Below are 23,046 nucleotides of genomic sequence, written 5' to 3'. Positions count from 1 at the left end.
AGATGAAGGAGAGAAAATGGAGGATAAAAACAACGGTACTCGCGCTGTCGGTATCCATCATGTTATCAGGGTGCGCGTTCGGGAGTGCCGGAGAAGAACCGTCATCTGCGGCGGATAAAAAGGAAGAAACACGTATTGCCCATGTCAAGACAAAGGAATTTAAAGCTTCTCATCCGGCGGCGATTCCCGCTAAATCGAAAGCCAGAACTGACACTTTTGTTGCTGGGATTTCCGCGCCGGGCGGTGTGTTTCTGCCGTACTTTTACGAAAACGGCTGGGACGGAAATGCGACAGATCCTATTTTTGAACCGTTAGTCAAATTGGATAAAACGGGGAAGCCTACCCCGGCTCTTGCGGAAAGCTGGAAAATTTCCAAAGATCAGCTTACATACACGTTCCGTTTAAGAAAAAATCTCGTTTTCAGCGACGGTTCACCGCTGACCGCAAAGGATGCCGCATTCACTTTAACACTGCTGCATGATCCTGCATATGCGGGCTATGAAGATATCACCACGGCTTATATTAAAGGCGGTAAGGCTTACAAAGAAGGAAAGGCAAAGATGATAGAGGGCATTCGTGTCCTTGATGACAGAACCATTCAAATCACGACTGAGAAAGTCAGTGCGAAGTCGCTGCTTCTTTTGGGCGGGCAGGTGCTGTCAGAAGCCTACTACGGAAAGAATTATCAATTCGGCAAACTGGACTATTTAAAAGAGCTTTATGCCAAACCGCTCGGAGCGGGACCTTATCAATTTACAGAATATCTTCCGGGACAGGAAATACGCTATCAGGCTAATGAACACTATTATGCAGGAAAACCGAAAACGGAAAAGCTGATTTATAAAATTATCGATCCGTCAACTTCCCTTCAGCTGTTTGAAACGGGTGACCTTGATTACGCTTCTTTCTCACCTGATGATGATACGGTTCAGCATTTAAAAAGTCTCGGTTTTGCCAATATAAGCGTATCTGTCGTGAATGATTACGGGCTTGTGTACGTCAATCACAAGCGTCCGCCTTTTCAAGATAAGGAAGTGTCCCAGGCGCTTATTTACGGACTTGACCGTCAAAAAATCGTCGATGTCCGCTTTAAACGCTACGGAGAAGTCGCGAATGTGCCGGTGTCTCCGGTTTCGTGGGCTTATGATGACAAAGATGTCAATCGGTACGCGTTTAACCCTGAAAAAGCCAAAAAGCTTCTCGATGAAGCAGGCTGGAAAACGGGCAAAGACGGTGTACGTGAAAAAAACGGCAAAAAGCTTGAAATCAGCTATTACACGTCTAAAGCGGATGATGATTTCATCCCGATCGCGAAAGAAAATTACGCGGACATCGGAATCTCATTAAAACCGGAAGTGATGGATTTTAATACAGAAGTAGCGAAAATAAATGACAAACAATATGACCTTGCCGCCGTTTCCACCTCGCAGATTCTTGATCCGAATGACACGGTGGAAAAGCTGGCTTCCGGCCATCCCAATAATGTAACGGGGTATTCCAATCCGAAAGCGGACCGGCTGATAGAGAAAGGAGCCGGCACGCTTGATATCAGCAAAAGAAAAAAGATTTATCACCAGCTGTACCGGGAGCTCGGGGAAAACCCGCCTTACATTCTGATTCATTACCGTCAGAGCGCAAGGGCGGTCAGCGGAAAAATAAAAGGGCTTGAGCCTGACAATTATTCTGGAATCAGTTCAAGTCTCTCAAATGTCTCAATTCAATAGAACGGTTGGGCAAAATACCCGGTGCATCCTGGGGATTTTGCCCTTTCAGCGGAAAGGAGGGGCTTTTTGTGAAACGGTATGCCGCAGAACGATTCATTCAAATGCTTGTGATCTTATTGGGTACTTCCTTTATTATTTTTTTCTTATTCGCCATGCTGCCGGGCGACTATATTGATTCCAATGTCAATCTGACTCCTGAAAGAGCGCAGGAGTTAAAAGCGCTTTACGGGCTGGATCAGCCGATTTGGCAGCGCTATGTGACATGGCTCGGAAATGTGCTCAGCGGAGATTTTGGGTTTTCTTTGAAATATCAGGAGAACGTCCTGTCACTGCTTCGGAAATATGTCTGGAATTCGTTTTTTGTCGCGTTTTTGGCGTTGCTTGTCACATGGTCAGCCGCGATGATAACGGGTGTCATATCCGCTGTCAGGAAATACTCATGGTTTGACGGGATCGTGACGTTTCTTGTTTTTGCTTCCATGGCGTTCCCGTCTTTTTTTATCAGCCTTCTGTTTATTAAGTGGTTTGGGGTGGATTTGAAAATATTGCCCGTCGGCGGGATGATTGATACCGGAAGCACGAGTACAGGTTTTTCGTACGTGCTTGAAGCCGCCAGACATATGATTCTTCCGGTCGTGATTTTATCTATGCTCGGCATCGGCTCGCTGACAAGGTATTTCCGCTCCGGCATGCTGGACGTGATCAGACAGGATTATATCAGAACGGCGAGAGCGAAGGGATTGAAAGAGCGCACCGTCATCTGGAAACATGCGTTGAAAAACGCGCTCATTCCGGCCATCACTCTTCTTGCTTTTGAACTGCCGGGACTGTTTTCCGGAGCCATCATTATTGAACAGATTTTCGGGTGGCCGGGTGTCGGACGTATTCAGCTGGAATCTGTGCATTATCGTGATTATCCGGTTTTGATGGCGTTTACCTTGTTTTTGTCTTGTTTAACGATTGTGGGGAACTTCTTGGCGGATATCGCTTATGCCGCGGTTGATCCGCGGGTCAGGCTGAAATAGGGGGTGTTCGGAATGAAAAAACAAAAAGGGGTGCCGCCTTCTCTTTGGAAGCAGACGTACCGCCGCCTGCTGCAGCATAAGCTGACGGTCATCAGTCTTCTTTTCTTATGTTTTATGTTTTTATTGTGCTTTATCGGGCCGTCTTTTTCTCCGTACATAACAGATCGGACGGATATTTCAAATGCCAATCAGCAGCCGGGAATCCATCATTGGCTGGGAACTGACCAGTACGGGAGAGATGTGCTGACGAGGCTGATGCTGGCGGGGCAGATTTCTCTGACCGTGGGGCTTGCTTCAATGGTGCTGTCGCTTGTCATCGGTTCTTTACTCGGGGCTGCGGCCGGATTTTATCGGGGAGCCGCTGATATGATCATTATGCGCATTGCTGATATGCTCATGTCCATCCCGGGCCTGCCGCTGCTTTTGATTTTGGCTGCGGTGATGTCGGAGTGGAAAGTGCCTTCTGAATACAGGATGTACCTGATTATGATGATGTTAAGCTTGATCGGATGGCCCGGTCTGGCGCGGCTTGTACGCGGACAGATTTTGTCGCTGAAGGAGCAGCCGTTTATGATGGCCGCGGAAGTTTTGGGGCTTAGTGATAAACGGAAAATCCTCTATCATTTGCTTCCCAATACATTGCCGTTATTACTGGTAGCGGCGACTTTGCATGTGGCGGGAGCGATGCTGAGTGAATCGGCGCTGAGTTTTCTCGGGCTTGGCGTTGCTCCGCCGACACCTTCTTGGGGAAACATGATGGAAGCGGCGAATCATTTTATGGATTTTACACTCCGTCCGTGGCTGTGGATTCCGCCGGGAACGGCCATTTTTCTGACCGTTGTGGCGATTCATCTGCTTGGAGACGGTTTAAGAGACGCTTTTGATCCTAAGGTAAAACGGCAGGTGAAAATGAAATGAAAAAACCGCTTTTAGAAGTGATGCATTTGGAAACGGCTTTTTATACAGAGGAGGGGGCGGTAAAGGCCGTGGACGATGTCAGCTTTACGATACATGAGGAGGAAACGGTTTGTATTGTAGGGGAGTCCGGCTGCGGGAAAAGCATGGCGTCATTGTCCATTATGCAGCTTATTCCCGAGACGGGGAGAATCGAACGGGGAGCGGTGCATTTTTCCGGACGGAACCTGTTGGAATTGAAACCAAAAGACATGCAGAAAATCCGCGGCAGCGAAATCGGGATGATATTTCAGGAACCGATGACATCTTTGAATCCGGTGTTTACAATCGGTGAGCAGCTGGCCGAACCGATTCGCGAACATTTATTGCTGAGTAAGAAAGAAGCATGGCGGAGGGCCGTTGAACTGATCACGTTAGTGGAGATCCCGCATGCCGAGCAGGTTATGCACCAATATCCTCATGAACTGAGCGGCGGCATGCTGCAGCGCATCATGACGGCTGTCGCGCTAAGCTGCGAATCGAAACTGATCATTGCCGACGAGCCGACGACAGCGCTTGACGTAACCATTCAGGCGCAGATATTGGATTTATTGCGGGATATGAAAAAGCAATTTCGCACGTCTATTTTATTCATTACTCATGACCTTGGCGTGGTTGCTGAAATGGCTGATTATGTGATTGTCATGTATGCGGGAAAAATTGTGGAGGAAGGACCGGTTGCAAAGCTGTTTTCTGATCCGAAGCATCCGTATACGAAAGGGCTGCTCGCGGCCAAGCCGGTTATCGGTCAAAGAAGGGAGATGCTGTACACCATTCCGGGGCAGGTCCCCGAGCTTGCGGACCTGTCGGGATCGTCTTGTTATTTTGCGGAGCGATGTGAACACAGCACGGAAATATGCCGGAGATCGAGCCCGCATTTTACTGAATTCGGGAAGGGGCATCAGGCGGCGTGCTGGCTTTACAGAGAGGAGAAAGCAGATGAGTGATGTGTTGCTGGAGGTCAAGGGGCTGAAAAAATATTACGAGGAGCATGGGGGGATGAGAAAGACCCGCAAAAATCCCGTAAAAGCGGTTGACGGTGTCAGTTTTACGATAGAAAAGGGAGAAGTGTTCGGCTTAGCGGGAGAATCGGGCAGCGGAAAGTCATCAATCGGCAAGACCATTTTGAGGCTTCATGAAAAGACAGCGGGAGAGGTGTTTTTTCAGGGGCGTGATGTGTTTCGGATGAGCCGGCGCGAGCTCAAAACTTTCAGATCAGAAGCGCAGCTCATCTTTCAAGATCCGTTCAGTTCTTTAAATCCCCGGCGCCGGATCGGAGAAGCCATTGGTGAAGCGATGATCGAGCATCAATTGGCGGTAAAACGGAACGCGCGTGATAAAGCGGCGGAAGTTCTTGAAGCCTGCGGCCTTTCCGCAAACTTTATCGACCGTTATCCGCATGAATTTTCCGGAGGGCAGCGGCAGCGGATCGTGATTGCAAGAGCGATGGCGCTCAAGCCGCAATTTATCATTATGGATGAACCCGTGGCGGCGTTAGATGTCTCCATCCAGGCGCAGATGATCAATTTGTTCAGCAGCCTTCAAAAACAGCACGGGCTGTCATATTTGTTCATTTCTCATGATTTAAGCGTGGTGGAGCACTTATGTACGAAGGTCGCCATTATGTATTTAGGGACGATTGTGGAATACGCGTCAAAGGAGGAGCTCTTTTCACGGCCGCTTCACCCTTATACGAAAGCGCTGTTATCAGCCGTGCCTGTTCCTGATCCCGGAGCGAAAAGGGAGCGGATAATTTTAAAGGGTGATATACCGAGCCCCTCTGATCCGCCTTCAGGCTGTAAATTCCGAACGAGATGCCCGGCAGCCAAGAAGATATGTGCTGAGAAAAGTCCGGCGCTGTCAGAAAAAGGGCTTCATCATTTTGTGGCATGCCACTTCGTATAATTGAGAAAAAAACGGTTTTATTGATAATAAACAGGAAAAACCTGCCGGGCAGACCGGCAGGTTTTTTGATGTTATTTTGGTGATGGCAGTCCGAGTCCTTCGGCAACGCGTCTGCCGTATTCAGGATCAGCTTTGTAGAAGTGGCCGATCTGGCGCAGCTTAATTTCTTCTTTTTCCACAGGTTTCATCGCACTGACGATATTGGCGACAAGGCGCGCGCGCTCTTCTTCGCTCATCAGGCGGTACAGGTCGCCGGCTTGTGTGTAATGATCATGATGATTATAGCTTACACTGTCAGCGAAACCTGATACAGGATATGCCGCCTGTTTATCTTCAGGTGACTCTTTCGGGCCGCCGAAGCTGTTAGGCTCGTAATAGACGGAGCGGCCGCCGTTATCATCAAAACGCATTTGTCCGTCACGCTGATAGTTTTTCACTTCATTGCGGGAACGGTTGATCGGCAGCGCCTGATGGTTCGCGCCGACACGGTAGCGATGCGCGTCATGGTATGCGAACAACCGGCCTTGAAGCATTTTGTCAGGTGAGATGTCGACGCCGGGGACTAATGTGCCGGGAGAGAACGTCGCCTGTTCTACTTCCGCAAAGTAATTTTCCGGATTGCGGTTCAGAACCATGCGGCCGACTTCAATGAGCGGATAGTCTTTTTGAGACCATACTTTTGTGACGTCAAACGGATCAAAGCGATATGTGTTTGCGTCTTCTAACGGCATGATTTGAACATATAATTTCCATGCGGGGAAATCGCCGTTTTCAATCGCATTGAACAAATCTTCCGTATGGTAATCGGGATTTTCGCCCGCGATTTTTGCGGCTGTATTAACATCAAGGTTTTTCACGCCTTGCTCTGTTTTAAAGTGATATTTGATCCAGACGCCTTCGCCTTTATCATTTGTCCATTTAAATGTATGGCTTCCGAATCCGTGCATATGGCGAAGAGTCGCCGGAATGCCCCGGTCTGACATCAGAATGGTGACCTGGTGCAGGGATTCCGGTGACAGAGACCAGAAATCCCAAACGGCCGTCGGGTTTTTCAGATGTGTTCTCGGATCTCTTTTTTGTGTATGGATAAAGTCAGGGAACTTGATGGCATCGCGGATGAAGAACACGGGTGTATTGTTTCCGACGATGTCGTAGTTTCCTTCTTCTGTATAAAACTTAACGGCAAATCCGCGCGGGTCGCGCACTGTGTCACTAGAGCCCAGTTCGCCCGCAACGGTTGAGAAACGGATGAAGAGCGGCGTGCGTTTACCGACTTCTGACAGAAATGCGGCTTTCGTATATTTTGTAACGTCATTTGTGACTTCAAAATAACCGTGTGCGCCCGCGCCTTTTGCGTGAACGACACGCTCGGGAACGCGTTCTCTGTTAAAGTGCGCCAATTTCTCAAGCAGATGGACGTCTTGTATTAAAGCAGGACCGCGATCGCCGGCCGTCATTGAGTTTTGGTTATCTCCGACAGGAGCGCCCCAGCTGGTTGTCAATTTATTTGAACTCATGTGATCACCTCTTTAGATTTATAAAAACATAATATCACCTATCATTAAAAAGTCAATATTATTTTATAATGATTATAAAATAATTATTTTTATTATCGAAAAAAGGGTTTGGATTTGAAAGCTTACTTGACTGACGGGAATAATGGTTTAAGATGAGAAAAAATAGAAACCGCTGACTTGGACACAAGAGGCTTTTATTCTTCACTGGATAAGGGCCTTTTTTTATTGTCAGGCGGTAAGGGAGGCGGCGATTGTATGCTTTTCCGGCAGCATTTTAAACCTGTCGATATTCACGGTCATCTGCCGTACAGCCTTTATTTCGGCAAAAACGATAAGACATTTTCCGATTATAACCGGGAGCGGTCAGATAGAATGAATCTGACTTGGGATTTTCCTGATCCGCATGATGTTGAGGGCAATGACGGCGAAATCGCTTTGATGACAAGATGGGAGAATGAATTAGATAAGTACGGCATTGACGTGCTGAATTTTTTAACAGCAGAGAGCAATGACCGGATGGCGGCGTTTATTCAAGCCAATCCCGCGAGATTTACCGGATTTGCATATCATCCTTTGGAGCGGGAGGATGCGTATGAAGAGCTGAAAAGAGCGGTAGAAGAGCTCGGTCTGAAAGGATATAAACTGTTCGGGCCGCTGACAGACATCGATTTTCATGATCCGTCGCTGAAAAAGCTGTGGACGTATCTGGCTGACAAAAGGCTGCCTGTATTAATTCACTTCGGGCTTTTAGGAAGAGCGGGGGGCATTGTCAGCCATCGCAACATCAACCCGCTCTCCATCTATCGCGTCGCGAGAGAGTATGCTGATATCCCGTTCATCATTCCGCATTTCGGCGCCGGATATTATCAGGAACTGCTGCAGCTGTGCTGGAGCTGCCCGAATGTGTATATTGACACGTCCGGCTCAAATCAGTGGATGAGGTGGATGCCGTACCCGCTTGATTTGGAAATTCTGTTTCGGAAGACAACTGAATTAATCGGTGCTGAACGGATCATCTTCGGGACGGATTCGAACGGATTTCCGAGAGGATATGTATACAGATATCTTCAGGAGCAGGTGAGGACCTGCCGGGAAATCAATATGCGGGAAGAAGATATAGAGAACATTTTCGGCAACAACGCGCGGACATTATTGAAAATCGCCCGCCAAGAAAAGGAAGTAAATACGTGATACAGCCGATGCGCTCTCTGGCAGGGTTATGCCGGAGGGCGTATTTTAATCCTTATAAAAAACAGTTGACAAGTCGGAATAATTTGAATTAACATGATATTCAAATTTAAAAACAAACGGGTTGCCGATCGGACCGCCGAAGGCTCCCATCTCTGCAAGCAATCGGAGATGGGGGCCTTTTTGTTTTTCGATCGCACGCGGCAGAAAGAGAGGGGAAGACAGATGGCTGTAACCATCAGCATACAAGAAAAAGCTTTTGAGCATGAAGGCCGGAAAACGCCGGTGCTGAATGATATTGAGCTGTCAATTGCATCGGGAGAATTTTTGACTGTCATCGGGCCGAGCGGATGCGGCAAAAGCACGCTTTTAAAATTGATTGCCGGTCTTGATACCGATTATAAAGGCTCTGTCACAATAAACGGCCGCAATGTATCGGGACCGGGCATCCGGCAGGGATTTATCTTTCAGGAGCACCGGCTGTTTCCCTGGCTGACGGTAAAACAAAACATCGCTGCCGATCTCAATATGAACGACCCGGCCGTTCGGAAAAAAGTGGATGATCTGATTGAGGTTGTCAGGCTGCAGGGAGCGGAGAACGCTTATCCGCGCGAATTATCCGGCGGCATGTCGCAGCGGGTTGCCATCGCCAGAGCCCTTTTGCGCGAGCCGGAGGTGCTGCTTTTAGATGAACCGTTCGGGGCGCTTGACGCTTTTACGAGAAAACATTTGCAGGATGTGCTGCTTGATATATGGAGCGAGAAAAAAACGACGATGATTCTGGTCACGCATGATATTGATGAATCCGTCTATTTAGGCGATAAGCTGGCGATCCTCAGCGCAAAGCCCGGCCGGCTGCACAGCCTGATGCCGATTCAGCTTCCGCATCCGCGCAATCGGACCTCAGCGGATTTTCAGGCCGTCCGGCAGAAGGTGCTTTCTGAGTTTGAGAAAACGGAAGACCTCCGGTTTGCGGATGGGTCCGGGATATAGAAGGGACGAAGTGAAGTGAAAAAAATCATCATTCTTTTAGCCGCAGCAGTCATGATGTCAGCCGGATGCAGTGCAGACAGGACAGGAGGGAGCGGGAAAACGGTGAAAGAAATCCGGATCGGCATCCAGCAGAGTTTAAGCCCGCTTCTCATTGCCAAGGAAAAAGGCTGGTTTGAAGAGGCCTTCAAAAAAGACGGAATAAAAGTAAAATGGGTCGAATTCCAAAGCGGTCCTCCGCAGTTTGAAGGTCTTGCCGCCGATAAGCTTGATTTTTCCCAGGTCGGCAATTCACCGGTCATTTCCGGTCAGGCGGCTGGAATTGATTTTAAAGAGATCGGGCTGTCTCAGGACGGGTTAAAGGCAAATGGCATTCTCGTAAACAAGGGCAGCGGGATTCAGAGCCTGAAAGAATTGAAAGGTAAAAAAATCGCTGTAGCCAAAGGCAGCAGCGGCTTTGATTTTCTCTATAAAGCTTTAGATAAAGCGGGGCTTTCCGCCGATGACGTCACCATCATCCAGCTTCAGCCTGATGAGGCGGTTTCCGCTTTTGAAAACAAATCAGTTGACGCATGGTCCATTTGGGAGCCGTATTTGTCAATTGAAACGCTGCAGCACGGGGCGGAAATATTGGCGAACGGAGAAAGCACAGATTTATATTCTCCCGGTTTCACGTTAGTCAGAACGGGATTTTCCAAAGAACACCCGGATGAGGTTGTCCGATTTCTGAAAGTGTTCAATAAAGCAGTTGCATGGCAAAAGGAACACAAAGATGAAGCTGTCTCTTTATATGCGAAAATCAAACATCTTGATCCGAAAGTCGTCAGAAACGTGCTTAACAATACTGAGCCTCTCAATGAACCGATCAATGATGATATTGTCAAAGCCCAGCAGGAAACCGCTGATTTTCAATATCAAACAAAAGCGATTCATAAGAAAATTCATGTAAAAGACGTTGTCGACAATTCATTTATTAAAAAAGCGCTTGAAACGGGGGATGGCAAGTAATGAAAGCAGAAGCATCAACGGCTGCCGGCGCAATAAGCCAATCAGAAAAGAAAGCTCTGGCAACTTCCCGGAAGTATTCATACCAATGGATGAAAGGGGTTGTACTCCCGGCTGCGGTCATCGCAGTATGGCAGGTTATCGCAAGTCTGGGCATCGTCTCGACAACGGTGCTCCCGTCACCTGTCGTCATCTTGCAGACGTTTCAGGAACTTCTTCTTTCAGGTGAACTGTGGGGCCATTTAGAGATCAGTTTATACAGGGCGGCTGCCGGATTTCTGCTTGGCGCGGGCCTCGGCCTTGTTTTCGGGCTGCTGGTCGGTTTCTCAAAGCGGACGGAAGCATATCTTGATCCGTCTCTGCAAATGCTCAGAACGGTTCCGCACTTGGCCGTGACTCCTCTGTTCATTTTGTGGTTCGGATTTGATGAGACATCAAAAATTCTGCTGATCGCATTAGGGGCATTTTTCCCCGTGTACATTAATACGTTTCTCGGAATCCGCAGTGTGGACGCGAAGCTGTTTGACGTCGTGCGGGTGCTGGAATTTAACTGGTATCAGCAGATGACGAAATTAATTCTTCCGGCATCTCTGCCGAATATCCTGCTCGGCATCAGGCTCTCTCTCGGCATTGCGTGGCTTGGTCTCGTGGTGGCGGAACTGATGGGATCGAGCGAGGGCGTCGGTTATATGATTATGGATGCCAGACAATTTTCACAGACAAATAAGGTGTTTGTCGGCATTATCATTTTTGCGGCTGTCGGCAAGCTGACAGATGCATTGGTCAGAATGCTCGAACGGAAACTATTAAAATGGCGGAACAGTTATGAAGGGTAACCTATTAAAAAAGGAGAGATTCATATGGAGATTCTTTGGTTTATTCCGACGCATGGTGACGGCCGGTATTTAGGGACGCAAACGGGAGGGAGAACGGCGGATCATCTTTATTTTAAGCAAGTGGCACAGGCGGCGGACAGACTCGGGTATACGGGGGTTCTGCTGCCGACGGGGAGATCATGTGAAGACCCGTGGCTGACGGCTGCCGCTTTAGCGGGGGAAACGAGTGACTTGAAATTTTTAGTGGCGGTCCGTCCGGGACTGATGCAGCCGTCTGTCGCCGCGAGAATGGCGTCGACAATGGATCGGCTGTCAGACGGCCGTTTGCTCGTAAATGTCGTAGCGGGCGGAGATCCTTATGAACTGGCGGGAGACGGCATGTTTATCAGCCACGATGAACGTTATAAGGCGACTGAAGAATTTTTAACCGTCTGGCGCGGACTCATGCGGGGCGAAACGGTGACATATGAAGGGGACCATATCAAAGTGGAAAACAGCAATCTGCTGTTTCCGCCAAAGCAGTCTCCGCATCCGCCATTATATTTCGGCGGTTCATCACAGGCGGGAATTGAGGCTGCGGCGAAACATACAGATGTCTATTTAACATGGGGAGAGCCGCCGGAGCAGGTAAAAGAAAAGATTGAAACTGTTAAAAAACAGGCTGCCAAGGAAGGAAGGACGATGCGTTTTGGCATCAGACTTCACGTGATTGTCCGGGAGACTGAGGAAGAGGCATGGGAAGCGGCTGAACGATTAATCAGCCATTTAGACGAAGAGACGATTGCGAAAGCGCAGGCTTCGCTCCGGCGGGCTGATTCTTCGGGACAAAAACGGATGGCCGATCTCCATAACGGTGACCGCTCGAAGCTTGAGATCAGCCCGAATCTCTGGGCCGGCATCGGACTGGTCAGAGGCGGAGCGGGCACGGCGCTTGTCGGTGATCCGCAGACTGTCGCTGCTCGAATTTTAGAGTATCAGGCACTCGGCATTGAGACGTTTATCTTTTCAGGCTACCCGCATCTGGAAGAAGCTTATTATCTGGCTGAACTCGTGTTTCCGCTTCTGCCGTTTCAGAATGAACGGACTAAAAAGCTTGAGCGCAGACTGGGTGAAGCAATGGGCAACGACCATTTTGCAAGAGGAAAGAAAGCGAAAGTCTGATGACGTCGCAAGGCGAATAATTGACGGCGGGCGCTTTCTGCGGATTCATTTCCGGGGAAATGCCGGCAGTGAAGGCGGGTATTCACCCGCCTTTTTAAGCGCTTAGCTTGCACGATACTCATATGGATGATATGATACAAAACGTAATTATTACGATTTGTTAGGAGTGCTGAAATGGCAAAAAAATCAAAAGTGATCAAAGAGCTCAAGCGGCAGAAGCTTGTTGAACAATATGCGGACATCCGAAGAGAATTAAAGGCAAAAGGAGACTGGGAAGCGCTGGGCAAACTGCCGCGTGATTCTGCTCCGGCCAGGCTTCATAACCGCTGTACGGTGACGGGGCGGCCCCGCGGATATATGAGAAAATTTAAATTGTCCAGAATCGCATTCAGGGAGCTGGCGCATAAAGGCCGGATTCCCGGGGTGAAAAAAGCGAGCTGGTAATGTAAAAAACTCCGGATCTGTCATGAACCGGAGTTTTTGCCGTGCTTATGAAAAGTGAAAACATAAGCCAAATGCTGAATCATCATCAGAATGAAAATCAAAAGAATCGGAAAAAAGGGTAGATGCGGCTGAATCAGCGGATAAAACAAAAGCAGAACGGCTGCGGCCGGCAATGAGAAGTAAACGGCGATATACGAGGAACGGCAAGCTTTAGCCGTCATCATTCGTTCTCTTTCATCCTGTTCCTCAAATTCATCGGGCACAAGCCTGTGCTTTTTGCCGTTCCGTTTTTTCTTTTCGGCATAGATATACAATGCGGCACAAACGGTAAACAGCAGAAACGGCGTGATATTCAGCTCAAATGAACCGCTCCCCTCCGTTTGGAAAAACTGAGCGATCCGCGGCGCCGCTTCCATAAAGGAAATAAGTGTCCAGCAGGCCAATCCGTAGAGTGCAAGGTGAAAACACGCTTTTCTTTTCAAACTCATTTTTTCTCCTCCTCCAGCCAGAAAACTTCCTCCATCGGCAGGGAGAAAGCCCGGCAGATGTTAAGCGCCAATAAAAGTGAAGGCACATAATCTCCTTTTTCAATCGCTGCAATCGTCTGTCTGGTGGCTCCGGCTTCTTTTCCGAGCGTTTCCTGAGAATAGCCGAATCTGGCTCTCAGCTCTTTTACTTTATTTTTCATCATCAGGCGTACCTCAAGTTTTCTTCTTTTTTATATTGTATGAGACTCTTAACAAAATGTAAACCCAACTTAACATATGGACAAAAAAAGAATTTTTTTCGACAAATTTTTTAACATTCCCTTGACGAAAAAAAAATAAACATGTAATATTAGAAACATCAAATCGGTACTGACAAAAAATAATTTTGATGCGGGTGTAGTTTAGTGGTAAAACCTCAGCCTTCCAAGCTGATGTCGTGAGTTCGATTCTCATCACCCGCTCCATACATACGTTATTAACGCAGTGTTTCGTTTCTCTGATAAACGAAGTATTGCGTTTTTTTATGTGAAAAAAGACACGAAAGGCGTGTCTTTTTATGAAAGCCAAGAGACGGTATGCGTGCCTCCGTGAATTTGTTCAAACATTTTGGTTAAGGATGATAGCAGCTCATCCGCCGCGTCGGCATGAAATGAAGGCGGGAAAAAGATCAGCTGCAGCATTTTCTTTGTGCCGGGCGTGACCGGGCGGGTATTGATATGTCCGGTGAAGTCGCCGAAAACACCATCCGGGCCGGAGAAGGACAGTACGCTTTCTTTTTCTCCGATTTTAATTGAAATCGGTTCATCTATTTCTGCGGCGTCATACGTCATGATAGGCAATGAATATTTCAAGGAGAAAAAAAGTATGGTATCATGGGCTGAATTCACACTTTCAATGAATCGTTCCCGGGAAATATCGCCGAGCATAAGCTCCATCGGCGTTTTTTGTCCTGAAAAGGCGGGACTGAGCTGTTCCATCATACGCGCCCATTCTTGTACAAAAGGTTGCTCTTCTATACCCCCGTCAGCATAATCAAAGTAAAGAGATTCTTGAAATAAACGGAGGCGGCCTTTCAGCATTTGCGGAGCAGGCCCGACTTCGATCTGTTCATATAAGACGGCTGCCGCTTTGATCCCCGGCACCCGTTCAGCAATAAGTGGATCTAAACTGATGTTCAAGTGTGTTCACTCCATTTCGGGATGATAAAACTCTATTATACCTGTGCGGGAGCCTGATCACAAAGAAAGGAGGCTGTGCAAAAAATGAATATTCATAAACTGAAAGAGGAATTAATCGAATACGCCAAAAGCATAGGAGTCGACAAAATCGGGTTTACGACGGCTGATACGTTCGACAGTCTGCGGGACCGGCTGATTCTTCAGGAATCACTCGGCTATTTATCCGGGTTTGAAGAGCCGGATATTGAAAAACGGGTTACACCGTCTTTGCTTCTCCCGAAAGCCAAATCAATCGTCGCCATCGCCCTTGCTTATCCTTCCAAAATGAAAGATGCGCCGAGGAGCACGAGGGACGGGCGGCGCGGCATTTTTTGCAGAGCTTCCTGGGGGAAGGATTATCATGACGTGCTGAGGGAAAAGCTTGATCTGCTGGAGAATTTTCTCCAAAGCAAACATGAGGATATCCGCACAAAGTCAATGGTGGATACAGGGGAATTGTCCGACAGGGCCGTGGCTGAACGGGCGGGAATCGGCTTCAGCGCCAAAAACTGCATGATCACCACGCCTGAATACGGCTCTTACGTCTATCTGGCTGAAATGATCACCAATCTGCCCTTTGAACCGGATGTGCCGATTGAAGATATGTGCGGTACGTGCACAAAATGTTTAGACGCGTGTCCGACCGGCGCGCTCGTCAATCCCGGACAGCTTAACGCCCAGCGCTGTATTTCGTTCCTGACCCAGACAAAGGGATTTCTGCCGGATGAGTTCCGCACGAAAATCGGAAACCGTCTGTATGGCTGTGACACGTGCCAGACGGTCTGTCCGATTAATAAGGGGAAAGATTTTCATCTTCATCCGCAGATGGAGCCTGATCCGGAAATCGCAAAGCCGCTGTTAAAGCCGCTTTTGACCATAAGCAACCGCGAATTCAAAGAAAAATTCGGACATGTATCGGGATCATGGCGCGGCAAGAAGCCGATACAGCGGAATGCGATTTTAGCTTTGGCTCATTTTAAAGATGCCTCGTCTCTTCCGGAATTAACGGCCTTGATGCACCAAGATCCGCGCCCCGTTATCAGGGGGACGGCCGCCTGGGCCATCGGGAAAATCGGTGATCCTGATTATGCGGGGGAATTAGAAAAAGCGCTTCAAAAGGAGCAGGATGAGGAAGCTATACGGGAAATTGAAAAGGGACTGGAGCTGTTATCGGTTTCTGATAAGACTAAAACCGGCCGGTCCTGACATATGTATAGAGAAAAAGCACTTGGCGTGAGTTCAAGTGTTTTTTCTTTATAAAACAGTATGGTGGGTGGAGCGCTTGAAGCATATTATTGAAGATTTAGCGGAGGCCCGGCTTCATTATTTAATCAACGGAACCGAGATGAGGCACAATGGGCAGCCCGGCGATCTTGAGGTCCTGACGAGAAAAAAAGAGCTGTTTGAAAAACGGAAAGTTGACATCGTGAAAGCGAAGGCAAAAGCCGTCATTGTCAAAAGCAGCCTTGAGGACGACGGCACGTTATGCGTCATGTACACGATTCATTTCGAATATTTGTGCAAGGAGCATGACGGACACCTTTACTTAGAAGAGCAGATTGAGGAACGGACTGCATTTCTCTATGATCAGCTTTTGATTAAAGACCGGGAAGTAAAGAAAAAACCGGCGGGATTTTCTGACGGAAACAGCGTAATTGAATATGAGCGGAGTGAACGGGAAGATTTCGGGCGGGCGTTTCAATACGACCGTCTGGCTGCCGTGCAGTACGCGGAGAAGTTTTGGAATAAACGAAATCCCGCTTATAAAAATTTCAGCGACAACTGCACCAATTTTATTTCCCAATGTTTACATGCCGGAAAAGCACCGATGCGGGGGCATCCGAACAGAGGCTCAGGCTGGTGGATGAAGGCAAGCTCGTGGAGCTACAGCTGGACGGTCGCGCATTCGATGAAGATGTATCTGGCCCAATCCAAGGCAGGGCTTCGCGCGGTGCAAGTATCAAGAGCCGAAGAACTGATGCCCGGAGATATCATTTGCTATGATTTTGAAGGGGACGGCCGTTTTAATCATACGGCGATCGTGGTCGCGAAAGATAAAAGCAATATGCCGCTTGTCAATGCCCAAACGTATGACAGCAGAATGAGATATTGGTCATATGAGGATTCAACGGCGTATACTCCTTCCATCAGATATGCGTTTTTTCATATTACGGATGATACGACAAAAGAGTAATTAATGATATAATGGTGGGCGGAATAAAAAACAGAGGTGAACATCGTGGCATTACATGTCGTTTTATATCAACCCGAAATCCCGGCCAATACGGGAAATATCGCACGTACTTGTGCGGCAACAGACACAACGCTTCATTTAATCCGCCCGCTCGGATTCTCGACCGATGATAAAATGCTGAAGCGCGCCGGACTCGATTATTGGGAGTTCGTCAACGTCGTATATCATGATTCATTGGAAGAGTTATTTGAGGCATATGAGAACGGAAAGTTTTTCTTCATTACAAAATTCGGCCAAAAGCCGCACACATCATTTGATTACTCAAATACGGAGGAAGACTTTTTCTTCGTATTCGGCAGAGAAACGAGCGGACTTCCGAAAGAATTGATCGAAAACAATATGGACCGCTGCCTGCGTCTGCCGATGACCGAGCATGTGAGATCATTAAACCTGTCCAACACGGCCGCGATTCTTGTATATGAAGCGCTGCGCCAGCAAAATTACAGAGATTTGACGTGAAAAAACGCCCGCATCCGGGCGTTTTTTTATTGAATAAAAAAGACGGACAGCAGCTGTTCACAGCATTTTTATATTTCAGGCTTAACAACGTAACAGTGTTATGTTACAATACTTTCATCGAAGGAGCTGGATTCATGGAGGAACAACTGATTTCTAAAAAAGAATTGCTGGAAGAAACATCAATCTCATACGGGCAGCTGTACCGCTGGAAACGGAAAAATTTAATTCCTGAAGAATGGTTTATCCGAAAATCAACATTTACAGGCCAGGAAACATTTTTTCCGAGAGCGGAAATATTAAAACGCATCTCAAAAATACAGAAAATGAAAGAAAATCTGTCTTTGGATGAAATGAGGGAAATGCTGTCTCCGCAAATGACTGATGTCAATATAACGTCTGCGGAGCTGCTTCAAAAGGGACTGATTTCAAAAGCCGCGCTGAAAGTTTATGGCGAAGACGGCGTGACATTCACGTCCCGCGCGCTGCTGTCTTTATATGTGCTTGAAGGGCTTTTGCAATCGGGCAATATCAGCCTTGAGGAAGGAAAATTGGCGGCAGGGGTGCTGAAAACGTATGAGGCTTCCGAACTGAAAGCGAATACGGAGCTTGTCATGCTCCGAAAGCTTGGCATAACGACGTGCTTCATCGCAGACGCGGAACATATTTTATTTGAACCGACTGTCAAAGTGGTTGAACGGGTGGCGCTTGCTGCGGCATCGGAAGAATTAAAAACGAAATGGATGCAGGAGGACCATCAATGGAAGTAACAGATAAATTAATCATCAACGGTTCAGGAAGTTCAAAAGGAGGCCGTTTTCATACAGTGGAGATCAACGGAAGCGGCACGGTGTCAGGTGATGTGGAGTGCGCGAGCTTTTTGTTTAACGGCAGCGGAAAAACAGACGGACATGTCAAGACGCAAACGCTGACGATCAGCGGTTCGGGGAAAATTTCCGGCAGTGCCGAAGCTGAATCCATCCGTATCAATGGAACGGGTGTCATTAAAGGTGATGTCAAAACGGAGCGGCTGAACGTCGCGGGATTTTCATCTTTCGGCGGCGGTGTGAAAGCTGATGATATTTTCATATCCGGGAAAGCCGCGATTGAAGGCGATTGCGAGACAGAGACGTTCCGTTCGGAAGGCAAATGCAAGATCGGCGGCCTGCTGAATGCCGATGAAGTCAGTATTAAGCTGGCGGCGGGAGAAAGCCATGTGAAAGAGATCGGCTGCCGCCATTTGAAAGTGATGAGCAGAAAGAGCGTGCTTACGCGTTTTAAGCTGATGCCGGCCCCGGTGCTGACAGCGGAGCTGATTGAAGGTGACATGATTGAATTGGCGGACACGAACGCGAAGACAGTCCGCGGAAATCATGTACGGATCGGCGCAGGCTGCACCATTGGGACTGTGGAATACAGCGGCGATTTTACATGTGATCCTTCCGCTTTGGTTAACAAAGTCGTGAAACGATAGGAGGAACTGCGATGGAAACGACAAAAAAATTGAGTCATTTAAAAATGTACGGAGCCGGACACGCCTCCGGCGGCTCCTACCAAAATGTAAGCATTAAAGGGGAAGGAACTGTCGGCGAAGGACTTCAAAGCGAACGCTGCCGGATATTCGGTACGGGACTTTTTCTCGGAGATGCCGAGATCAACAGGCTGAAAATTTTCGGAGAGCATGAAGTTGCAGGAGATTTATCAGCACGTTCAGCAAATGTGATGGGCACATTGAAAGTCGGCGGCTCCATGCGTTTCGCCACGATGAGGCTGAAAGGACTTGCTGAAATTGGCGGCGGGGCCGCGGGAGAGCGGTGTCATATAAAAGGCAGTCTCACCGTCAGCGGTGATTGCCAGACGGAGCTGCTTCATGTAACAGGATGTATCAATGTGGCGGGATTGTTAAACGCGGGGGACGTAAACATCCATTTGCGTTATGACCGAAGCCGCGTGAAAGAAATCGGCGGCACATCGATCACCGTCAGACGGAAACCCGGTTTTCTTAAACGGAAAGCCGGCACGCTTTCTGCTGAATTGATCGAAGGAGACGCAATTTACCTCGAATACACGGAAGCGGACATCGTCAGAGGAAAGCATGTGGAAATCGGCCCGGGCTGCAAAATCGGAAAAATCGAGTATCAAACAAGCTGCAAATCTCATGAAAAATCAACTGTCCAAGAACATATTCAAATATGAAACATTGTTATGTTGTACAGGAAAGGGTGCTCTTTATGAAGAGCACCCTTTTGCCGTTATTTGTTTTCAGGTTTGCTGTCGTAACCCGCCGTAAAAATGGATACTAAAAAAGTGAGAATGACCCCAAGTAAAATGATCGTTTTCATCATTTCTCCTCCTCTTTGCTTTTCCATTTGATGTCCGAGTCTGGATGAAACTGTATTTCTTTCATTATGAACGGTGCACCGGACCCTTGTCAATGACGGCCTTATAACGTCTTTATTTTTAAGAAACGAAAAGCATGTATTATCACGTCACCGCATAGATTGTAACAAAGTACCTTATTTCTAGTGCATTAACCATGATAGAGGAGGTTCTTATGGATATATTAAAGAAAATTGAAAAGTACAGAGAGGAAGAGCAGCGTCTCAAATGGGAAGGGACGTTCGCTGATTATTTGGAGATCATAAAAGAAAATCCATTGGTCGCGCAGTCTGCTCATTCTCGCGTTTTTAATATGATAAAAGACAGCGGAATCGAGGAGGATGACGGTAAAAAGACATACAGCTTTTTCTCGCGGGAGCTGTTCGGCCTTGAGGAATCTCTGGAACGGCTCGTGGAGGAATACTTTCACCCGGCTGCCAAGCGGCTCGATGTAAGAAAACGGATTTTACTATTGATGGGACCCGTCAGCGGCGGAAAGTCAACTCTTGTCACCATGCTGAAAAAAGGGCTTGAAGCCTACTCATTGACAGACAACGGCGCTGTTTACGCCATTAAAGGCTGCCCGATGCATGAAGATCCTCTCCATCTCATTCCCCATCATCTGCGCGACGACTTCTACAGAGAATACGGCATCAGAATTGAGGGCAGCCTTTCTCCGCTTAATGTCATGCGGCTTGAAGAAGAATACGGCGGCAGAATTGAGGATGTAAAGGTTGAACGTATATTCTTCTCGGAGGATAAACGTACCGGAATCGGAACCTTCAGCCCGTCTGACCCGAAATCACAGGATATCGCCGACTTGACGGGGAGTATTGATTTTTCAACAATTGCCGAATACGGCTCAGAATCAGATCCGCGCGCTTATCGGTTTGACGGTGAATTAAATAAAGCGAACCGCGGAATGATGGAGTTTCAGGAAATGCTGAAATGCGATGAAAAATTTCTGTGGCACCTTCTGTCACTCACGCAGGAAGGGAATTTCAAAGCCGGACGGTTTGCGCTCATCTCAGCCGACGAATTGGTTGTTGCGCATACGAACGAAACGGAGTACCGCTCGTTTATTGCCAATAAGAAAAATGAAGCCCTTCACTCCAGGATCATCGTGATGCCTGTTCCTTATAATTTAAAGGTGTCAGAGGAAGAACGGATTTATGAAAAAATGATTTCTGAAAGTGATGTTTCTGACGTACACATCGCCCCCCATACATTAAAAGTGGCCGCGATGTTTTCTATTTTGACCCGGCTGAAGGAACCGAACCGCTCTGATATTGATCTCGTCAAAAAAATGAGGCTTTATGACGGAGAAAGCGTTGAAGGTTACAATTCCGTTGATCTTGAGGATATGAAGAAGGAATTCCATGATGAAGGAATGAGCGGAATTGACCCGCGCTATGTCATCAACCGCATTTCCTCAACAATTATCAGAAAAAATATGGAATCGATCAATTCGCTTGACGTGCTGCGTTCCTTAAAAGAAGGACTTGACCAGCATCCGTCCATCTCCGCCGAGGACAAAGAGCGGTATATGAATTTTATTTCCGCCGCCAGGAAAGAGTACGATGACATCGCTAAAAAAGAAGTGCAGAAGGCGTTCGTCTATTCATATGAAGAATCCGCGAAAACTCTCATGGACAATTATTTAGATAATGTGGAAGCGTACTGCAATAAAAATAAGCTCCGCGATCCGCTGACGGGTGAAGAAATGAATCCTGACGAAAAACTGATGAGATCCATTGAAGAGCAGATCGGCATTTCAGAAAACGCGAAAAAAGCGTTCCGCGAAGAAATCTTAATCCGCATATCCGCCTATGCAAGAAAAGGAAAACGCTTTGACTATAATTCGCACGAAAGACTCCGCGAAGCGATTCAGAAAAAGCTGTTCGCAGACTTAAAAGACGTGGTGAAAATTACGACCTCAACCAAAACGCCGGATGAGCAGCAGCTTAAAAAGGTCAATGAGGTAGTGGCAAGGTTAATAGATGAACACGGCTATAATTCGACTAGCGCTAATGAACTGCTGAAGTATGTCGGAAGCTTGTTAAACCGCTGATGTTTGATTTCATTGAGAGGCCCGTCTGTAAAAGGACGGGTTCTTTTGTCTGTTTTTCGCAATTGTTTGTCAATTGGAGAGTCCGGCCGGCATAAGATAAAAATAAATCTTTTCGCCGGACTTGTTTCATAAACAGGACCAAGCCGGAATACACATGTAAAACGACCATAACGGTTAAGGAGGGGAATTCATGTCCCGTAATGACAGCGGAAATTTTTTGATTTCAGAGGAAGACTGGTCCCTCCATCGCAAAGGCTTTGACGACCAGCAGCGCCACCAAAAGAAAGTACAGGAAGCGATAAAAAACAACCTTCCGGATCTTGTCACTGAGGAAAGCATTATTATGTCCAACGGAAAAGATGTCGTGAAAATCCCGATTCGTTCGCTTGATGAATATAAAATCCGTTATAACTATGATAAAAATAAACATGTCGGCCAAGGCGACGGCGACAGCGAAGTCGGCGATGTCGTCGCAAGAGACGGCGCAGATAAAAAGCAGGGAGCTGGAAAAGGCCAGGGAGCCGGCGATCAGGCAGGCGAGGATTATTATGAAGCGGAAGTTTCATTGATGGATCTGGAAGAAGCGCTGTTTCAGGAATTAGAACTGCCGAATCTGCAGCAAAAGGAAAGGGACAATATCGTCCATACCGATATCGAGTTCAATGATATCCGGAAAACCGGGCTGACAGGGAATATCGATAAGAAAAGGACGATGCTGTCGGCCTATAAACGAAACGCCATGACAGGCAAGCCGTCGTTTTACCCTATTTATCCGGAAGATCTGAAATACAAAACATGGAATGATGTGACGAAGCCGGAATCGAAAGCTGTCGTTTTAGCGATGATGGATACAAGCGGTTCGATGGGCGTATGGGAAAAGTATATGGCGAGGAGCTTCTTTTTTTGGATGACACGATTTTTACGGACAAAGTATGAAACGGTTGATATCGAATTTATCGCCCACCATACGGAAGCGAAGGTTGTGTCCGAAGAAGATTTTTTCTCGAAAGGCGAGAGCGGGGGCACCATCTGTTCCTCCGTTTACCGGAAGTCTCTTGAATTAATTGATGAAAAATATGACCCCGCCCGCTACAACATCTATCCGTTTCATTTTTCAGACGGAGATAACCTGACTTCGGATAACGCCCGGTGCGTAAAGCTCGTCAATGACATCATGAAAAAATCGAATCTGTTCTGTTACGGTGAGGTCAATCAATATAACAGGCATTCCACCCTCATGTCCGCCTATAAAAATGTCAAAGATGATAAATTTAAATACTACGTCCTGAAACAGAAATCAGACGTATTTCAAGCGCTGAAAAGCTTTTTTAAAAATGAGGAAGCCGGTGTAAGCAAAGCATCGTATGAAACATAAAGCCGAGTGAAGAATCGTGCGGCCGCGGTTCTTCACCCGGCTTTTTTAAATTAAAAA

The 23,046-nt window shown here is 47.5% G+C and carries 23 protein-coding genes and 1 tRNA gene; 20 read left to right on the top strand and 4 right to left on the bottom strand.

The window, feature by feature from the left end:
- The first annotated feature begins 2 nt into the window (after positions 1 to 2).
- From ABK447_RS16060 to ABK447_RS16040, 5 genes are all read left to right on the top strand, one after another.
- Complete coding sequence (locus tag ABK447_RS16060) at positions 3 to 1,724, top strand: ABC transporter substrate-binding protein (protein ID WP_094031613.1); 1,722 nt, start codon at positions 3 to 5, stop codon at positions 1,722 to 1,724.
- Between the two features lie 101 nt (positions 1,725 to 1,825).
- Positions 1,826 to 2,749 (top strand): ABC transporter permease, encoded by a 924-nt coding sequence (locus ABK447_RS16055; RefSeq protein WP_232518278.1) that lies wholly within the window; start codon positions 1,826 to 1,828, stop codon positions 2,747 to 2,749.
- A gap of 12 nt (positions 2,750 to 2,761) precedes the next feature.
- The gene (opp4C, locus tag ABK447_RS16050; RefSeq protein WP_014417251.1) at positions 2,762 to 3,667 is read left to right on the top strand and encodes an oligopeptide ABC transporter permease; all 906 of its coding nucleotides are present in this window, start codon (positions 2,762 to 2,764) and stop codon (positions 3,665 to 3,667) included.
- Positions 3,664 to 4,650: an ABC transporter ATP-binding protein gene (locus ABK447_RS16045; protein WP_094031615.1), complete on the top strand. Its 987-nt coding sequence runs from the start codon at positions 3,664 to 3,666 to the stop codon at positions 4,648 to 4,650. Before opp4C ends, ABK447_RS16045 begins: the two co-directional genes overlap by 4 nt.
- Entirely contained in the window at positions 4,643 to 5,608 is a 966-nt protein-coding gene (locus tag ABK447_RS16040) for an ABC transporter ATP-binding protein (RefSeq protein WP_015239443.1), read from the top strand. The genes ABK447_RS16045 and ABK447_RS16040 overlap by 8 nt, the downstream gene beginning before the upstream one ends.
- Positions 5,609 to 5,679: 71 nt before the next feature.
- Here the strand turns inward: ABK447_RS16040 and katA are convergent, their stop codons facing one another.
- On the bottom strand, positions 5,680 to 7,125 hold the full coding sequence (katA, locus tag ABK447_RS16035) for a catalase KatA (RefSeq protein ID WP_094031616.1): 1,446 nt from the start codon (positions 7,123 to 7,125) through the stop codon (positions 5,680 to 5,682).
- A 255-nt stretch (positions 7,126 to 7,380) separates the two neighbouring features.
- On the opposite strand from katA, the gene ABK447_RS16030 reads away from it, so the two are divergent.
- From ABK447_RS16030 to rpsN, 6 genes are all read left to right on the top strand, one after another.
- Positions 7,381 to 8,316 carry an amidohydrolase family protein gene (locus tag ABK447_RS16030; RefSeq protein ID WP_015239444.1) on the top strand — a complete coding sequence of 312 codons (936 nt, stop codon included), beginning with the start codon at positions 7,381 to 7,383 and terminating at the stop codon, positions 8,314 to 8,316.
- A gap of 222 nt (positions 8,317 to 8,538) precedes the next feature.
- Positions 8,539 to 9,306: an ABC transporter ATP-binding protein gene (locus tag ABK447_RS16025; protein WP_094031617.1), complete on the top strand. Its 768-nt coding sequence runs from the start codon at positions 8,539 to 8,541 to the stop codon at positions 9,304 to 9,306.
- Positions 9,307 to 9,321: 15 nt separating this feature from the next.
- The gene (locus ABK447_RS16020; RefSeq protein ID WP_020955546.1) at positions 9,322 to 10,311 is read left to right on the top strand and encodes an aliphatic sulfonate ABC transporter substrate-binding protein; all 990 of its coding nucleotides are present in this window, start codon (positions 9,322 to 9,324) and stop codon (positions 10,309 to 10,311) included.
- Positions 10,311 to 11,144 (top strand): ABC transporter permease, encoded by an 834-nt coding sequence (locus tag ABK447_RS16015; protein ID WP_094031618.1) that lies wholly within the window; start codon positions 10,311 to 10,313, stop codon positions 11,142 to 11,144. The genes ABK447_RS16020 and ABK447_RS16015 overlap by 1 nt, the downstream gene beginning before the upstream one ends.
- A gap of 24 nt (positions 11,145 to 11,168) precedes the next feature.
- Positions 11,169 to 12,305, top strand: coding sequence for an FMNH2-dependent alkanesulfonate monooxygenase (gene ssuD / locus ABK447_RS16010; protein ID WP_072588928.1), 1,137 nt, complete (start codon positions 11,169 to 11,171; stop codon positions 12,303 to 12,305).
- Positions 12,306 to 12,479: 174 nt separating this feature from the next.
- Positions 12,480 to 12,749 (top strand): 30S ribosomal protein S14, encoded by a 270-nt coding sequence (gene rpsN / locus ABK447_RS16005; RefSeq protein WP_015239450.1) that lies wholly within the window; start codon positions 12,480 to 12,482, stop codon positions 12,747 to 12,749.
- Positions 12,750 to 12,769: 20 nt separating this feature from the next.
- Here rpsN and ABK447_RS16000 read toward each other — a convergent pair whose 3' ends face one another.
- Both ABK447_RS16000 and ABK447_RS15995 read right to left on the bottom strand, forming a co-directional pair.
- Positions 12,770 to 13,237, bottom strand: coding sequence for a hypothetical protein (locus ABK447_RS16000; RefSeq protein ID WP_012117138.1), 468 nt, complete (start codon positions 13,235 to 13,237; stop codon positions 12,770 to 12,772).
- Positions 13,234 to 13,437, bottom strand: coding sequence for a helix-turn-helix transcriptional regulator (locus tag ABK447_RS15995; RefSeq protein WP_003155407.1), 204 nt, complete (start codon positions 13,435 to 13,437; stop codon positions 13,234 to 13,236). Before ABK447_RS15995 ends, ABK447_RS16000 begins: the two co-directional genes overlap by 4 nt.
- Before the next feature lie 190 nt (positions 13,438 to 13,627).
- Here ABK447_RS15995 and ABK447_RS15990 point away from each other — a divergent pair.
- Positions 13,628 to 13,701, top strand: a tRNA-Gly gene (locus ABK447_RS15990).
- 90 nt (positions 13,702 to 13,791) lie between these two features.
- Here ABK447_RS15990 and ABK447_RS15985 read toward each other — a convergent pair.
- Positions 13,792 to 14,415 carry a hypothetical protein gene (locus ABK447_RS15985; protein ID WP_072588930.1) on the bottom strand — a complete coding sequence of 208 codons (624 nt, stop codon included), beginning with the start codon at positions 14,413 to 14,415 and terminating at the stop codon, positions 13,792 to 13,794.
- A gap of 84 nt (positions 14,416 to 14,499) precedes the next feature.
- Between ABK447_RS15985 and queG the strand changes: the two genes are divergently transcribed.
- From queG to yhbH, 8 genes are all read left to right on the top strand, one after another.
- The gene (gene queG, locus ABK447_RS15980; protein ID WP_015239452.1) at positions 14,500 to 15,660 is read left to right on the top strand and encodes a tRNA epoxyqueuosine(34) reductase QueG; all 1,161 of its coding nucleotides are present in this window, start codon (positions 14,500 to 14,502) and stop codon (positions 15,658 to 15,660) included.
- 76 nt (positions 15,661 to 15,736) lie between these two features.
- The gene (locus ABK447_RS15975; protein ID WP_012117141.1) at positions 15,737 to 16,648 is read left to right on the top strand and encodes an amidase domain-containing protein; all 912 of its coding nucleotides are present in this window, start codon (positions 15,737 to 15,739) and stop codon (positions 16,646 to 16,648) included.
- A gap of 36 nt (positions 16,649 to 16,684) precedes the next feature.
- Positions 16,685 to 17,167: a tRNA (uridine(34)/cytosine(34)/5-carboxymethylaminomethyluridine(34)-2'-O)-methyltransferase TrmL gene (gene trmL / locus ABK447_RS15970; RefSeq protein ID WP_007610253.1), complete on the top strand. Its 483-nt coding sequence runs from the start codon at positions 16,685 to 16,687 to the stop codon at positions 17,165 to 17,167.
- A gap of 134 nt (positions 17,168 to 17,301) precedes the next feature.
- Complete coding sequence (locus ABK447_RS15965) at positions 17,302 to 17,934, top strand: YhbD family protein (protein WP_179946981.1); 633 nt, start codon at positions 17,302 to 17,304, stop codon at positions 17,932 to 17,934.
- Positions 17,925 to 18,638: a polymer-forming cytoskeletal protein gene (locus ABK447_RS15960; protein ID WP_232518272.1), complete on the top strand. Its 714-nt coding sequence runs from the start codon at positions 17,925 to 17,927 to the stop codon at positions 18,636 to 18,638. The genes ABK447_RS15965 and ABK447_RS15960 overlap by 10 nt, the downstream gene beginning before the upstream one ends.
- A gap of 11 nt (positions 18,639 to 18,649) precedes the next feature.
- Positions 18,650 to 19,360 carry a hypothetical protein gene (locus tag ABK447_RS15955; protein ID WP_072588933.1) on the top strand — a complete coding sequence of 237 codons (711 nt, stop codon included), beginning with the start codon at positions 18,650 to 18,652 and terminating at the stop codon, positions 19,358 to 19,360.
- Between the two features lie 358 nt (positions 19,361 to 19,718).
- Positions 19,719 to 21,614: a serine/threonine protein kinase PrkA gene (gene prkA / locus ABK447_RS15950; protein WP_003155391.1), complete on the top strand. Its 1,896-nt coding sequence runs from the start codon at positions 19,719 to 19,721 to the stop codon at positions 21,612 to 21,614.
- 190 nt (positions 21,615 to 21,804) lie between these two features.
- Entirely contained in the window at positions 21,805 to 22,989 is a 1,185-nt protein-coding gene (gene yhbH, locus ABK447_RS15945) for a sporulation protein YhbH (RefSeq protein ID WP_100001312.1), read from the top strand.
- Positions 22,990 to 23,046 lie beyond the last annotated feature (57 nt).

This window comes from Bacillus sp. hwrm1, assembly GCF_040207805.1.
GTDB classification, from domain to species: Bacteria; Bacillota; Bacilli; order Bacillales; family Bacillaceae; genus Bacillus; species Bacillus velezensis.
The sequence above is the reverse complement of the archived record's forward strand: the minus strand, read 5'-3'. Positions and strand labels throughout refer to the sequence as shown.

Excerpts from the sequence above, each read along its gene's own strand:
- ABK447_RS16060 (WP_094031613.1), top strand. The coding sequence starts at position 3 with ATGAAGGAGAGAAAATGGAGGATAAAAACAACGGTACTCGCGCTGTCG.
- ABK447_RS16055 (WP_232518278.1), top strand. The coding sequence starts at position 1,826 with ATGCTTGTGATCTTATTGGGTACTTCCTTTATTATTTTTTTCTTATTC.
- opp4C (WP_014417251.1), top strand. The coding sequence starts at position 2,762 with ATGAAAAAACAAAAAGGGGTGCCGCCTTCTCTTTGGAAGCAGACGTAC.
- ABK447_RS16045 (WP_094031615.1), top strand. The coding sequence starts at position 3,664 with ATGAAAAAACCGCTTTTAGAAGTGATGCATTTGGAAACGGCTTTTTAT.
- ABK447_RS16040 (WP_015239443.1), top strand. The coding sequence starts at position 4,643 with ATGAGTGATGTGTTGCTGGAGGTCAAGGGGCTGAAAAAATATTACGAG.
- katA (WP_094031616.1), bottom strand. The coding sequence starts at position 7,125 with ATGAGTTCAAATAAATTGACAACCAGCTGGGGCGCTCCTGTCGGAGAT.
- ABK447_RS16030 (WP_015239444.1), top strand. The coding sequence starts at position 7,381 with ATGCTTTTCCGGCAGCATTTTAAACCTGTCGATATTCACGGTCATCTG.
- ABK447_RS16025 (WP_094031617.1), top strand. The coding sequence starts at position 8,539 with ATGGCTGTAACCATCAGCATACAAGAAAAAGCTTTTGAGCATGAAGGC.
- ABK447_RS16015 (WP_094031618.1), top strand. The coding sequence starts at position 10,311 with ATGAAAGCAGAAGCATCAACGGCTGCCGGCGCAATAAGCCAATCAGAA.
- ssuD (WP_072588928.1), top strand. The coding sequence starts at position 11,169 with ATGGAGATTCTTTGGTTTATTCCGACGCATGGTGACGGCCGGTATTTA.
- rpsN (WP_015239450.1), top strand. The coding sequence starts at position 12,480 with ATGGCAAAAAAATCAAAAGTGATCAAAGAGCTCAAGCGGCAGAAGCTT.
- ABK447_RS16000 (WP_012117138.1), bottom strand. The coding sequence starts at position 13,237 with ATGAGTTTGAAAAGAAAAGCGTGTTTTCACCTTGCACTCTACGGATTG.
- ABK447_RS15995 (WP_003155407.1), bottom strand. The coding sequence starts at position 13,437 with ATGAAAAATAAAGTAAAAGAGCTGAGAGCCAGATTCGGCTATTCTCAG.
- queG (WP_015239452.1), top strand. The coding sequence starts at position 14,500 with ATGAATATTCATAAACTGAAAGAGGAATTAATCGAATACGCCAAAAGC.
- ABK447_RS15965 (WP_179946981.1), top strand. The coding sequence starts at position 17,302 with ATGGAGGAACAACTGATTTCTAAAAAAGAATTGCTGGAAGAAACATCA.
- ABK447_RS15960 (WP_232518272.1), top strand. The coding sequence starts at position 17,925 with ATGGAAGTAACAGATAAATTAATCATCAACGGTTCAGGAAGTTCAAAA.
- ABK447_RS15955 (WP_072588933.1), top strand. The coding sequence starts at position 18,650 with ATGGAAACGACAAAAAAATTGAGTCATTTAAAAATGTACGGAGCCGGA.
- prkA (WP_003155391.1), top strand. The coding sequence starts at position 19,719 with ATGGATATATTAAAGAAAATTGAAAAGTACAGAGAGGAAGAGCAGCGT.
- yhbH (WP_100001312.1), top strand. The coding sequence starts at position 21,805 with ATGTCCCGTAATGACAGCGGAAATTTTTTGATTTCAGAGGAAGACTGG.